Genomic DNA, 12,236 nt, shown 5'->3' with positions numbered 1-12,236 from the left:
GACTCGGCGCCATGCCGGGCCGCCCCGTCCCTTCCTGTCTCCGGCCCCGCGACCTGCGTCGCGGGGCCGCCGTGACGTTGGCGCTGCTCAGCGCCCTGGGCGGGCTCGGAGCCGCCGTGAGCGCCGGGTGCCGGACCGACCCGCGCGAGGGGGGACATACCGCCGCCCTCGCCCGTACGAAGACCCCCGCTCCCCCCGCGCCCTCCGGCGCCGGGAAGCCCGCGACCGCCGACCGGGACGCCGTCGCCCGGGCCGCCGCCGAGGCCGTCGCCGAGGGCAAGTCCGGCAAGAACGCCGCCCAGGACGTGGTCAGCCGCAGCGGGGACCGCTGGGGCGTGGTCTACGACCAGGGCGAATACGCCTCCTTCGAGGACGACCTCGACGGCCGCTACACCGGGGTCGGGCTCTGGGCCGAGCGCGGCCAGGACGGCCGGATCGCCGTGACCCGGGTCCAGTCCGACGGGCCCGCCGCCCGCGCCGGGGTCCGCGCCGGGGACCGGCTGACCCGCGTGGACGGGGCGCCGGTCACCGGATCCACCGTCGCCCAGGTGGTGGCCCTGCTGCGCGGGGACGCCGGGACCGACGTGACCCTGGAGGTCGAGCGCGACGGCGCGGACCTGACCGAGACGGTGCGCCGCGCCCGGGTGAGCACCGAGGCCGTGACGGTACGGGAGCTGGGCAAGGGCGTGGTGGTCATCAAGGTGACCTCCTTCACCCGGGGTTCGGGGGAGCGGGTCCGGGAGGCCGTGCGTGCGGCCCCGGCGGGCGCCGGGGTGCTGCTGGACCTGCGCGGGAACCCGGGCGGCCTGGTGACCGAGGCGGTGACGGCGGCCTCCGCCTTCCTGGACGGCGGGCTGGTGGCGACCTACGACGTACGGGGCGCCCAGCGCGCCCTGTACGCGGACCGGGGCGGGGACACCGGCCGGCCGCTGGTCGCGCTGGTCGACGGCGGCACGATGAGCGCGGCCGAGCTGGTCACGGGCGCGCTGCAGGACCGGGGGCGGGCCGTGACGGTCGGCAGCCACACCTTCGGCAAGGGTTCGGTGCAGATGCCGACCGAGCTGGCGGACGGTTCGGTGGCCGAGCTGACGGTGGGCACCTACCGTACTCCGGCGGGCCGCAGCCTGGACGGACGGGGCATCAGCCCGGACCTGACGGCCGACGAGGGCGTCGAGGAGCGGGCCCGCACGGTATTGGGTGGCCTCGGGGTGGGTCCGTAGTGCGAAAATGGCCGCACTATGGCTAAGGAAAAAGGGCGCAAGCTGATCGCCCAGAACAAGAAGGCGCGGCACGACTACACGATCATCGACACCTACGAGTGCGGTCTCGTGCTCACGGGTACCGAGGTCAAGTCCCTGCGCCAGGGCCGCGCCTCGCTGGTGGACGGCTTCGTGTCGGTGGAGAGCGGCGAGGCCTGGCTCTACAACGTGCACGTGCCGGAGTACAGCCAGGGCACCTGGACCAACCACAGCGCCCGCCGCAAGCGCAAGCTCCTCATGCACCGCGAGGAGATCGACAAGCTGGACTCGAAGACCGGCGAGACGGGCAACACGATCGTGCCGCTCTCGCTGTACTTCAAGGACGGCCGGGCGAAGGTCGAGATCGCGCTCGCGAAGGGCAAGAAGGAGTACGACAAGCGCCAGTCCCTGCGGGAGCAGCAGGACACGCGCGAGACGAACCGGGTGATTTCGGCCGTGAAGCGCAAGGAGCGCGGTCAGCTGTAATCTCCTGGCATCCCGTGGTCCACTTCGCGTACCATGGGGCCAGCACCTCCCCAGTGGGGTCGTGCGCCTTGAGCGGTACCCAACTGAATAGCGTGAAACATGGGGATGATCGGTTTCGACAGCGGATGTCGATGCAGGGGAAGCGAGCCGAGGAAGCGGCAATGATCTCGTAAACCACCTGTCGCAAAAAATAATCGCCAATTCCAACAGCGATAACTCCCGCTTCTCCCTCGCTGCCTAATAACAGCGAACTGAAGCCTTCGTGAGGAGCGTCAGCCCGGGGGTGGTCCCGACCCGGATCCTGGCGTCAACTAGGGATCTAAACCTCTAACCCCGGTCACGGGGGATAGAGGGAAACCAAACAGTGACTGAGCCCGTCGGAGACTTGTCCGTGTGATCTCCGGGGCCGAGAAAAGCGCAGCGGAATGCGCTCGGAGAAGCCCTGCTTCTGCACCGCTGGACGCGGGTTCGATTCCCGCCATCTCCACCACCCCATGTGGGCAAAGGCCCCGCGGCCTCTCGGCTGCGGGGCCTCTGTCATGCCGTGTCAGTAGTGATAGCGGGCCTTGAGGATCTTCACTTCCTTCTCGTCCGCGCGGTAGACGAGCCGGTGTTCGTCATCGATCCGGCGGGACCAGTAGCCCGAGAGTTCACCCTTGAGGGGCTCTGGCTTGCCGATCCCGCCGAACGGGTCGCGCTGGATCTCGCCGATCAGGCGGGTGATCCGGCGGGCCATCTTTCGGTCCGAGGCGAGCCAGAAGAGGAAGTCGTCCCAGGCCGCAGGGTCGAAGTGGACGCTCCTCACTCCTCGCCCCCGGCCATCTCCCTCAAGTCGTCCAGTGTCCTGGCGACCGTGGTCGCACCCGCGCGGTCGCGGGCGACCGCTTCCATCAGACGCTTCGCGTTCTCCGGGGAGCGGAGCAGGTAGACGGTTTCCTGCCAGGAGTCGTAGTCGTCGGCGGCCATGAGGACGGCGTCGCCGCTCTTGGAGGTGATGCGCACCGGTGTGTGGTCGGTGTTGACGCGCTCGATGAGTGGGAACAGGGTCGCTCTGGCTTCACTGGCGCTTATGGACATGGCGGCACTCCAGTCTCGACGGTACCGGTCTAGCGTACCGAACTTGTACCGGAAAGTCGTACCGACCTCGCGGTGGCGAGGAGGAGGGCCAGGAGGGCCAGGAGGGCCGCCGCGGCCGGGAGGGCGTAGGTCGGGGTGGGGCCCAGGTGGTCGATGGTGGTGCCCGCGGTGGCCGAGCCGGCGGCTATGCCCGTCAGGATGGCGGTGACGGCCAGGGTCATGCCCTCGTTGAGGCGGGCCGCCGGGGTGGCGTGCTGGACCAGGGACATCGCGGTGACCATCGTCGGGGCCGTGGCCATGCCCGCCAGCAGCAGGGCCGCCGCCAGGGCGGGCACCGAGCCGGTGGCCGCCGCGGCCCACGGCAGGGTCATCAGGGCGGCCAGGGCGGCCACGCAGCCCCTCAGGGCGCGCGGGCGCAGCGTGCCGTAGAGCAGGCCTGCCGCGCAGGATCCCGCCGCCTGGAGGGCCAGTACCGGACCGGCGGCAGCGGTGAGGCCGTGGCCGGTGAGCCAGGCGATCGAGGTGACCTCCATCGAGCCGAAGACCGCCCCCAGGGCCAGGAACAGGGCCAGCAGCCCCGGCAGGCCCGGCGAGCGCAGCGGCGAACGGTGCCGGGTGCGCCCGGCGGGCGGCGGTTCGGTGGCCCGCCGGGAGGTGAAGAGGACCATCCCGGCGAGCAGCAGGGCCGCGCCGGTGAGGGTGCCCGCCTCCGGGAAGGCGAGCGAGCACAGGGTGGCCGCGAGGACCGGGCCCAGCAGGTAGCACAGCTCGTCGGCCGCCTGCTCGAAGGACATCGCGGTGTGCCGGGCGGCGGGGGAGTCGCGCAGCAGGTGGGTCCAGCGGGCGCGGGAGAGGCCGCCGATGTTGGGGGTGGTCGCGGTGGCGGCGTAGGAGGCGAAGAGGGTCCACGCGGGGGCGTGCGTACGGACGCACCACACCAGGCAGAGCGAGCCGAGGACCGCGATCACGGTGGCGGGCAGGGCGATCCGGGCCTGGCCGTGGCGGTCGGTGAGGCGGGCCGTGAAGGGCGCGACGACCGCGGTGGCGGCGAGGCCGGTCGCGGTGACCGCGCCCGCGAGGGCGTACGAACCGCGCTGGCCCGCGATCATCAGGACCGCGCTGACCCCGAACATGCCCATGGGGAGCCGGGCGAGGAGGTTCCCCGCGGTGAAGGCCCGGGCGCCGGGGACGGCGAACAGCCGCCGGTACGGGCCCGGCGGGCGGCGGCGCGTGGCCGGGCGCGCGGGCGCGGCGGCGAGGACGAGGGTGGCGCCGGTGACGGTCATGAGGGGAAGGGGGGTGGCGGGCGCGGTGGTGGGCATGGGGCAAGCTTCGGGGCGGGCCCCGGGGGCGGTCCAACACCTGTTCCGGGGGGATTCACGCATCCCTGTTGTCAATCGGGGCGCGCGGGTTACGCTGCCGCGATGACCGCACGAGACGTGGACCCCCGGCTGCTGCGAGCCTTCGTCACCGCCGCCGAGGAACTGCACTTCACCCGGGCCGCCGCCCGGCTCTACGTCGCCCAGCAGGCCCTCAGCCGGGACGTCCGCCGCCTCGAACAGATCCTGGACGCGCGCCTCTTCGTACGGACCACCCGGCAGGTCGAGCTGACGGCCGACGGGGAACGGCTGCTGCCGCACGCCCGCCGGGTGCTGCGCGCCCACGAGGAACTCGCCGCCGCCTTCGGCGCCGCCGCGCGGCCGCTGCTCGTCGACCTCAACTCCGAAGGCCCCGGCACCGCCCGCCAGGTCCTGGACCGGGCCCGCGAACTCGCCCCGGACCAGGAGCTGATGGCCCGTTTCGAGAGCGGACTCACGCACAGCGCGGGCGAGATCGCCGCCGGACGCCTGGACGTGTCCTTCGGCCGCTTCGGCGGACTCCCCCCGGCCCTGCGCTCCCGCCTCGACCACCAGCCCGTGCGCTACGAGCCGCTGGCCGTCGTCCTGCCCGAGGACCACCCGCTGGCCGCCCGGGCCACGGTGCCCGTCGCCGCGCTGGCCGGGGAGACCGTCTACGCGGGGGCGGGCAACCCGCGCACCCTGGAGTGGACCGACCTGGCCCGGCGCCTCTTCGAAGGCCGCGGCACGGCCCTCGCCCCGCCCGCGCCGGTCGCCGTCGGCAAGGAGGAGTTCCGGCGGGTGATGGCCAAGACGGGCCACCCGGTCCTGGCCACCGTCGATTTCCCCGACATGCCGGGCTGCGTGCGCCGGCCGCTGACCGACCCCGTGCCGCTGTCCCCGCTGTCCATGGTGTGGCGCGGCGGTTTCGGCCACCCCGGGCTGACCGCGCTGCGCACCGCCGCGGCCGCGCTGGGCGCCGTACGCGGCTGGCTCGACCTGCCGGACGGCGGCTGGCTCCCCGACGGCGACGCGGAGCTGATGCGCTCACACTGAGCCGCCGCGCCGGGTGAGTGCACGGTATCCCCGCGGTCATCCGGCGGGGACCGGGGCTGAAACGAGCCGTCCCTACGGTCGTCATCACGGACACGACAGCAGTGCACGACAGCTGTGCAACAGCAGTGGAGGCGTGATGACCGCACCGCGCACGGGCGGCCGCTGGATCGAGCGGTGGGACCCCGAGGACGACACCTTCTGGAAGGAGACGGGACGCCGGACCGCCCGGCGCAACCTGCTCTACTCCGTGCTCTCCGAGCACGTCGGCTTCTCGATCTGGTCGCTGTGGTCGGTGATGGTCCTGTTCATGGGGCCGGGCTACGGCATCGACCCGGCCGGGAAGTTCACCCTGATCGCCACCGCGACCTTCGTCGGCGCGCTGGTGCGGGTCCCGTACACCTTCGCGGTCGCCCGCTTCGGCGGCCGGAACTGGACCGTCTTCAGCGCGCTGATGCTGCTCGCGCCGACCGTGGCCGCGCTGGTGGTGATGGAGCCGGGGACCTCGTACGGCACCTTCCTGCTCGTCGCCGCCCTGACCGGGGTCGGCGGCGGGAACTTCGCCTCCTCGATGACCAACATCAACGCCTTCTTCCCGCTGCGCGAGAAGGGCTGGGCGCTCGGCCTGAACGCGGGCGGCGGCAACATGGGCGTCCCCGTCGTCCAGCTCGCCGGACTGCTCGTCATCGGGACGGCCGGGGCCGGGCACCCGCGGCTCCTGCTCGCCGCCTACCTCCCGCTCATCGTGATCGCGGCCGCCTCGGCGGCGGCGCGGATGGACAACCTGGCGCCCGTGCGCAACGACACCGGGGCGGTCCGCGAGGCCGTGCGCGACGCGCACACCTGGATCATGTCGTTCCTGTACGTCGGCACCTTCGGGTCTTTCATCGGCTACAGCTTCGCCTTCGGGCTGGTCCTGCAGACCCAGTTCGGCCGGACCCCCCTCCAGGCCGCCTCGCTGACCTTCATCGGGCCGCTGCTGGGCTCCCTGATCCGGCCCGTGGGCGGGCGGCTCGCCGACCGGTACGGCGGCGCGCGGATCACCCTCGGTACGTTCGTCGCGATGGCGGCGGCCACCGGCCTGGTGGTCCTGGCCTCGGTCCGGTCCTCGCTGCCGGTGTTCCTCACCGGGTTCGTGGCCCTCTTCGTGCTCAGCGGCCTCGGCAACGGATCGACGTACAAGATGATCCCCGGCATCTTCCAGGCCAAGGCGCTCGCCCGCGGCATGGACGGCGAGGCTGCGGCCGCCTACGGACGACGGCTCTCCGGAGCCGCCATGGGCCTCATCGGCGCCGTCGGCGCACTCGGCGGACTCGGCATCAACCTCGTCTTCCGGGAGGCCTTCCTCAGCTCCGGGACGGGCACCACCGCCTTCGTCACCTTCCTCGGCTTCTACGCCGTCTGCTGCGCGGTGACCTGGGCGGTATACCTTCGCCGGCCCGCCGCCCAGGCCGGACCCGCCCCGGACGCGGCAGCGAAGCCGCAGCTCACGACGGTGTAACGGCGGCTAAACGGCGGTTAACGACGCCGAAATACGGGTGAACCGAGCCTGACACGACGCCTTGACAGGCTCGGGCCACCCTCACCCCCCTTGCGCAAGGCAGGTCACCATGGACGACACACAGGCCGGGCCGCCGCCGCTGCCCGCCGCCGGGCCGCTCTCCGGTTTCACGGTGGGGGTCACCGCCGCGCGCCGCGCCGACGAGCTGATCGCCCTGCTCAAGCGGCGCGGCGCGGTGGTCCTGCACGCGCCCGCCCTGCGGATCGTGCCGCTCGCCGACGACAGCGAACTCCTGGCCGCCACCAAGGAACTCATCGGCTGCGCGCCCGACGCGGTCGTCGCCACCACCGCGATCGGCTTCCGCGGCTGGATCGAGGCCGCCGACGGCTGGGGGATCGGCGAGGAACTCCTGGCCCGGCTGCGGGCCACCGAACTGCTGGCCCGCGGACCGAAGGTCAAGGGCGCGATCCGGGCCGCCGGGCTGGTCGAAACCTGGTCGCCGAAGTCGGAGTCGCTGGCGGAGGTACTGGACCGGCTGCTCGCGGGCGGGGTCGCCGGGCGGCGGATCGCGCTCCAGCTGCACGGGGAGCCGCTGCCCGGGTTCGTGGAGGCGCTGCGGGCGGGCGGGGCCGAGGTGATCGTCGTACCGGTGTACCGGTGGATGCCGCCGGAGGACATCGGGCCGCTGGACCGGCTGCTCGACGCGGTCGCCGCCGGGGCCGTGGACGCCGTCAGCTTCACCTCCGCGCCCGCCGCGGCCTCGCTCTTGGCCCGGGCCGCCGAGCGGGGCATCACCGAGCCCGTGCTGGACGGGCTGCGTACGGGCGTACTCGCGGCCTGCGTCGGGCCGGTGACCGCGCTGCCGCTGGAGGTGCACGGGGTGGCGACCGTCCAGCCCGAACGGTTCCGGCTCGGCCCGCTCGTGCAAGTCCTGTGCCAGGAGCTGCCGGGGCGGGCCCGGGTGCTGCCGGTGGGCGGCCACCGGCTGGAGATCCGCGGGCACGCGGTCCTGCTGGACGAGCACCTGCGGCCGGTGCCGCCGGCCGGGATGTCCCTGCTGCGGGTGCTGGCGCGGCGGCCGGGGTGGGTCGTCGGGCGCGCCGAACTCCTGCGGGCGCTGCCGGGTGCCGGGCGCGACGAACACGCCGTCGAGACGGCGATGGCCCGGCTGCGGGTGGCGCTCGGGGTGCCGAAGCTGATCCAGACGGTGGTCAAGCGGGGGTACCGGCTGGCGCTGGACGCGGGTGACTGCTCCGGTCCCGGAAATCCAGCCTCGCCGGCGTTTGAGGCGCCCCCGGAGGGCCGTCCCAGCCGCGCCGGCGATTGAGGCGCTGCCGGACGGAGGGTGGGTGCGACGCCGCCGCCGGGGCTCCGCCCCGGGCCCCGCGCCTCAAACGCCGGCGGGGCTGGAGGTGGCGCCTCAAACGCCGGCGGGGCTGGGATGGCCGGTGGCTCCGCCCCGGGCCCCGCGCCTCAAACGCCGGCGGGGCTGGAGGTCGCGGGGCTGGGTTTAGGGCGGTCGGTACCTTGGGGTGATGATCGCTGACGGAGTGGACATGCGGGAGATCGTGCTCGGGGATGCTGCCGGGATGGCGGAGGTGATGGTGCGGAACCGGGGGTACATGGCGGTTTCCGAGCCTCCGCGGGCCGAGGGGTTCTATACCGAGCACGGGCAGCGGGAGCGGATCGAGGGGCTGCTCGCGGAGCGGGACGGGGGGCGCGTCGTGCCGTACGTACTCGTTGAGACGGGCGGTAGCGGTGCGATTCTCGGGAACATCACGCTCAACAACGTCGTGCGCGGTCCGCTGTGCAGCGCCAGCGTGGGGTACTGGATCGACCAGGCGAGGACGGGGCGGGGGCTGGCCTCCGCGGCGCTCGCCGCGGTGATCCGGGTGGCCCGGGACGAGATCGGGCTGCACCGGCTCGCCGCCGGGACGCTGCTGGACAACCTCGCTTCGCAACGCGTCCTCGCCAAGGCCGGGTTCGAGGAGTACGGCCTCGCGCGCCGCTATCTCTACGTCAACGGCGCCTGGCGCGACCACCGGCTCTTCCAGCTGCTGCTGCACGACGATCCGCCCGCTGCTGCATGAGGCTTCCGCCCAGGCCCGCACCGGGGGCACTCTGGTGGGGCGTCGACCGAGGCGGGTGACGGGCATGTGGTTCGAATCGGGACGGGTCTGTCTGGACCTGGTGGCGACCCTCGGGCCGCCCGAGGGGATCGCGGACAGCGCAGGGCTGAGCCGGTGGCTCACCGGGGCCGGGCTGGTGCCCGGACGGACCCCGCCCGCCCGCGTGGACACGGACTGGCTGGCGCCGTTCCATTCGCTGCGCGCGGACGTGGCCGCCCTGGTGGCGGCGGAGCTGGGCGGCCGGGTCCCCGGCGGGGAACCGCTCGCCCGGGTCAACGCGCGGGCCGCGGGTCCACCCCCGGGACTGTGTGCCGTACACGATCCCGGCGGGCACCTGGTGCGCGAACTGTGCGGCGGGGCCGCCGGAGTGGGCTGCGCGGCGCTGCTGGCGGCCGTCGCGCGCGACGCGGTGGAGCTGCTCACGGACCCCGGCGACCGCGACCGCCTGCGGGCCTGCGAAGGTGAGGGCTGTACCCGGGTCTACCTGGACACCTCGCGCGGCCACCGGCGGCGGTGGTGTTCCAGTGAACTGTGCGGAAACCGGGAGCGGGTCGCCCGGCACCGCGCGCGGGTGCTCGCCGCGCGTCCCGCGTAGCGCATACATGCTCATAACGGCCTCATGGCGCTTTTCGCGCCCGCGTTCCGCGCGCCCGCGCGCGGAACGGGCGTGCGGACACCCGCTCTGTTCGCGTACGGTTGACGGTCGCCCAATGCACGTCAGAAGGGGGCCTTGGTGGCCGCGCAGGATGCCGCTGTCGACAGCACGGCGGATTCCGTCCGCGATCGCGAGATCGCGGTCGAGCAGACTCATCTGGACCAGGTGTACCGCCGCCTTGAGGAGAAGATCCACGAGGCCGAGTTCCTGATGAACGACGCGGCCAAGCGGGGTCAGGTCGGTACCCCCGGCGCCCTCGCGGAACGCGACGCCCAGGTCTTCCGCGCCGGGATTCATCTCAACCGGCTCAACAACGAATTCGAGGACTTCCTCTTCGGGCGGATCGACCTCGTCCTCGGCAAGGACGGGGAACGCGGCGCGGACGGCGCCTTCACCTCCGTCGAACCCGCCGAGGACGCGATCCGCCCCGACCTCACCGCCGACATCGCCGAAACCCTCCACATCGGCCGGATCGGGGTGCTCGACAACGACTACTCGCCGCTGGTCATCGACTGGCGCGCGCCCGCCGCCGCGCCGTTCTACCGCTCCACGCCCAAGGAGCCCGGCCGGGTGGTGCGCCGCCGGGTCATCCGCTCCAAGGGCCGCAAGGTGCTCGGCGTCGAGGACGACCTGATGCGCCCCGAGGTGACCGCCTACCTCGACGGCCGGGAGCTGCCCGCGCTCGGCGACGGCGCGCTGATGGCCGCCCTCGGCCGGGCCCGTACGCACTCCATGCGCGACATCGTCTCCTCCATCCAGGCGGAGCAGGACATGGTCATCCGGGCCCCCGCCGCCTCCGTCGCGGAGGTCTCGGGCGGCCCCGGCACCGGCAAGACCGCCGTCGCCCTGCACCGCGCCGCCTACCTGCTCTACCAGGACCGGCGGCGCTACTCCGGCGGCATCCTCATCGTCTCGCCGACCCCGCTGCTCGTCGCCTACACCGAGGGCGTGCTGCCCTCGCTCGGCGAGGAGGGCCAGGTCGCGATCCGGGCGCTCGGCTCGCTGGTCGACGGCGCCGAGGCGAGCACCTACGACGAGCCGGCGGTCGCCCGGGTCAAGGGCTCCTCCCGGATGCTGCCGATCCTGCGCAAGGCCGTACGGGGCGCCCTGGAGCTGGGCGGCGCCCCCGAGCGGCTGCGCGTGGTCGCCTTCGGCCGCCGTCAGGAGCTGGAGTCCGACGAACTGAACCGGATCCGCCAGGTCGTCCTCGGCGGCACCGCGCCCGTCAACCTGCTGCGCCCGCGCGCCCGCAAGCTGCTGCTGGACGCCCTGTGGGCCAAGTCCGGCGGCGCCGGGCGGCACACCGACCGGGAACTCGCCGCCGAGCTGCGCTCCGGGTTCGACGAGGACATCTCCACCGAGGACGTCTTCATCGAGTTCCTGAACGCCTGGTGGCCCGAGCTGACCCCGCGCGGGGTCCTCGCCACGATGGCCGACGAGCGGCGCCTGGGCCGCTGGGCCCGCCGGGTGCTGAACCCGCGCGAGACCCGGCTGCTGGCCCGCTCGCTGCGCCGCGTCGGCGCGGACGGCGCGGGTCCCCTCTCGGTGCACGACGTGGCGCTGCTGGACGAACTCCAGCTGCTGCTCGGCGCCCCCGCGCGCCCCAAGCGCAAGCGCGACCTGGACCCGCTGGCGCACCTCACGGGCCTGGAGGAGCTGATGCCGGGCCGCGAGGAGACCCAGTGGGAGCGGGCCGAGCGGCTGGCGGCGGAACGCACCGAGTACGCGCACGTGATCGTGGACGAGGCCCAGGACCTGACGCCGATGCAGTGGCGGATGGTGGGCCGCCGCGGCCGCACCGGCACCTGGACGGTGGTGGGCGACGCGGCCCAGTCCTCCTGGAGCGACCCCGACGAGGCGGCCGCGGCCCGGGACGAGGCGCTGGGGCGCCGTCCGCGCCGCAAGTTCACCCTGACCGTCAACTACCGCAACCCCGCCGAGATCGCGGAACTGGCGGCCCGGGTGCTGCGCCTGGCCATGCCGGGGATGGAACCGCCCACCGCGGTCCGCTCCACCGGCCTGGAGCCGCGCTTCACCGCGGCGGGCGCCGACCTGGGCGCCTCGGTGCGGGAGGAGACCGCGCGGCTGCTGGCCCAGGTCGACGGCACGGTCGGCGTGGTGGTGGCGATGGACCGGCGCGCGGAGGCGGCCGGCTGGCTCGCGGAGCTGGGGGAGCGCGCGGTGGCGCTCGGCAGCCTGGAGGCCAAGGGCCTGGAGTACGACGCCACGGTGGTCGTCTCCCCGGCGGAGATCGCGGAGGAGTCCCCGGCGGGCCTGCGGGTGCTCTACGTCGCCCTGACGCGCGCCACGCAGCAGCTCACGGTGGTGTCGGGGGAGCGGGACCGGCCCGACGGGGCCGGGGTGCCGGAGCTGCTGCGGGACTGAGGACGTAAGGACCTGAAGCGGGCGCGTGGGCCCGTACGGCCATCCGGTCGGCGGCCACACGCGTGGCCGGTCAGGTCAACTCCCTGGAGGGGGGTCGCTTCCGGCGAACCTTTGTTAGCCTGGGGTACGACACCGGCTCGATCCAAGCCCCCGGGCCCAACCTTCGTCGCCTAGAGCGACCACTTGCCGCGAGGCGAGCATGGCGGGTCGGTGTCGTATACGTAGAGAAGAAGCAGGTCCGCGTCCTCCGCTCCGGCGGCGGGCGCGGACCTGTTTTGCGTTCCCGGCATGGGCACGTGTGTGCGGCCGGGACTTCCCCGCTACCCGGAAATCTCGTATGGTGGAAGTGTCTTTCCGAAATTTGTAGCTGGTTAC

The 12,236-nt window shown here is 73.4% G+C and carries 11 protein-coding genes and 1 other RNA gene; 9 read left to right on the top strand and 3 right to left on the bottom strand.

The window, feature by feature from the left end; translation table 11 throughout:
• The first annotated feature begins 11 nt into the window (after positions 1-11).
• The 3 genes from OHS33_RS13900 (at position 12) to ssrA (ending at position 2,214) form a co-directional block, all read left to right on the top strand.
• Positions 12-1,220, top strand: coding sequence for a S41 family peptidase (locus OHS33_RS13900; protein ID WP_330330713.1), 1,209 nt, complete (start codon positions 12-14; stop codon positions 1,218-1,220).
• A gap of 18 nt (positions 1,221-1,238) precedes the next feature.
• Positions 1,239-1,724, top strand: a complete 486-nt coding sequence (gene smpB / locus OHS33_RS13895) for an SsrA-binding protein SmpB (protein WP_330330712.1) — start codon at positions 1,239-1,241, stop codon at positions 1,722-1,724.
• A gap of 101 nt (positions 1,725-1,825) precedes the next feature.
• Positions 1,826-2,214: a transfer-messenger RNA gene (gene ssrA, locus OHS33_RS13890) on the top strand.
• A gap of 57 nt (positions 2,215-2,271) precedes the next feature.
• On the opposite strand, the gene OHS33_RS13885 is transcribed toward ssrA, so the two are convergent.
• The 3 genes from OHS33_RS13885 to OHS33_RS13875 are packed head-to-tail and all read right to left on the bottom strand — an operon-like array spanning position 2,272 to position 4,123.
• Positions 2,272-2,529, bottom strand: a complete 258-nt coding sequence (locus OHS33_RS13885; RefSeq protein ID WP_330330711.1) for a Txe/YoeB family addiction module toxin — start codon at positions 2,527-2,529, stop codon at positions 2,272-2,274.
• Positions 2,526-2,801: a type II toxin-antitoxin system Phd/YefM family antitoxin gene (locus OHS33_RS13880; RefSeq protein ID WP_330330710.1), complete on the bottom strand. Its 276-nt coding sequence runs from the start codon at positions 2,799-2,801 to the stop codon at positions 2,526-2,528. Before OHS33_RS13880 ends, OHS33_RS13885 begins: the two co-directional genes overlap by 4 nt.
• A 29-nt stretch (positions 2,802-2,830) precedes the next feature.
• Positions 2,831-4,123: an MFS transporter gene (locus tag OHS33_RS13875; protein WP_443065296.1), complete on the bottom strand. Its 1,293-nt coding sequence runs from the start codon at positions 4,121-4,123 to the stop codon at positions 2,831-2,833.
• A 102-nt stretch (positions 4,124-4,225) separates the two neighbouring features.
• Here OHS33_RS13875 and OHS33_RS13870 point away from each other — a divergent pair, with 102 nt between their 5' ends.
• The 6 genes from OHS33_RS13870 (at position 4,226) to OHS33_RS13845 (ending at position 11,861) form a co-directional block, all read left to right on the top strand.
• Positions 4,226-5,194: a LysR family transcriptional regulator gene (locus OHS33_RS13870; protein ID WP_330330709.1), complete on the top strand. Its 969-nt coding sequence runs from the start codon at positions 4,226-4,228 to the stop codon at positions 5,192-5,194.
• Positions 5,195-5,330: 136 nt separating this feature from the next.
• Positions 5,331-6,692, top strand: a complete 1,362-nt coding sequence (locus tag OHS33_RS13865; RefSeq protein WP_330330708.1) for a nitrate/nitrite transporter — start codon at positions 5,331-5,333, stop codon at positions 6,690-6,692.
• Positions 6,693-6,801: 109 nt separating this feature from the next.
• Entirely contained in the window at positions 6,802-8,019 is a 1,218-nt protein-coding gene (locus OHS33_RS13860) for a uroporphyrinogen-III synthase (protein WP_330330707.1), read from the top strand.
• Between the two features lie 208 nt (positions 8,020-8,227).
• The gene (locus OHS33_RS13855; protein WP_330330706.1) at positions 8,228-8,782 is read left to right on the top strand and encodes a GNAT family N-acetyltransferase; all 555 of its coding nucleotides are present in this window, start codon (positions 8,228-8,230) and stop codon (positions 8,780-8,782) included.
• A gap of 64 nt (positions 8,783-8,846) precedes the next feature.
• Positions 8,847-9,416, top strand: a complete 570-nt coding sequence (locus tag OHS33_RS13850; protein ID WP_330330705.1) for a CGNR zinc finger domain-containing protein — start codon at positions 8,847-8,849, stop codon at positions 9,414-9,416.
• A 138-nt stretch (positions 9,417-9,554) separates the two neighbouring features.
• Positions 9,555-11,861, top strand: a complete 2,307-nt coding sequence (locus OHS33_RS13845; protein WP_330330704.1) for a HelD family protein — start codon at positions 9,555-9,557, stop codon at positions 11,859-11,861.
• Positions 11,862-12,236: the final 375 nt, after the last annotated feature.

The organism is Streptomyces sp. NBC_00536 (assembly GCF_036346295.1).
GTDB lineage: Bacteria > Actinomycetota > Actinomycetes > Streptomycetales > Streptomycetaceae > Streptomyces.
The sequence above is the reverse complement of the archived record's forward strand: the minus strand, read 5'-3'. Positions and strand labels throughout refer to the sequence as shown.

Coding starts and splice junctions, on each gene's coding strand:
- OHS33_RS13900 (WP_330330713.1), top strand. CDS start 12: ATGCCGGGCCGCCCCGTCCCTTCCTGTCTCCGGCCCCGCGACCTGCGT.
- smpB (WP_330330712.1), top strand. CDS start 1,239: ATGGCTAAGGAAAAAGGGCGCAAGCTGATCGCCCAGAACAAGAAGGCG.
- OHS33_RS13880 (WP_330330710.1), bottom strand. CDS start 2,801: ATGTCCATAAGCGCCAGTGAAGCCAGAGCGACCCTGTTCCCACTCATC.
- OHS33_RS13875 (WP_443065296.1), bottom strand. CDS start 4,123: ATGCCCACCACCGCGCCCGCCACCCCCCTTCCCCTCATGACCGTCACC.
- OHS33_RS13870 (WP_330330709.1), top strand. CDS start 4,226: ATGACCGCACGAGACGTGGACCCCCGGCTGCTGCGAGCCTTCGTCACC.
- OHS33_RS13865 (WP_330330708.1), top strand. CDS start 5,331: ATGACCGCACCGCGCACGGGCGGCCGCTGGATCGAGCGGTGGGACCCC.
- OHS33_RS13860 (WP_330330707.1), top strand. CDS start 6,802: ATGGACGACACACAGGCCGGGCCGCCGCCGCTGCCCGCCGCCGGGCCG.
- OHS33_RS13855 (WP_330330706.1), top strand. CDS start 8,228: ATGATCGCTGACGGAGTGGACATGCGGGAGATCGTGCTCGGGGATGCT.
- OHS33_RS13850 (WP_330330705.1), top strand. CDS start 8,847: ATGTGGTTCGAATCGGGACGGGTCTGTCTGGACCTGGTGGCGACCCTC.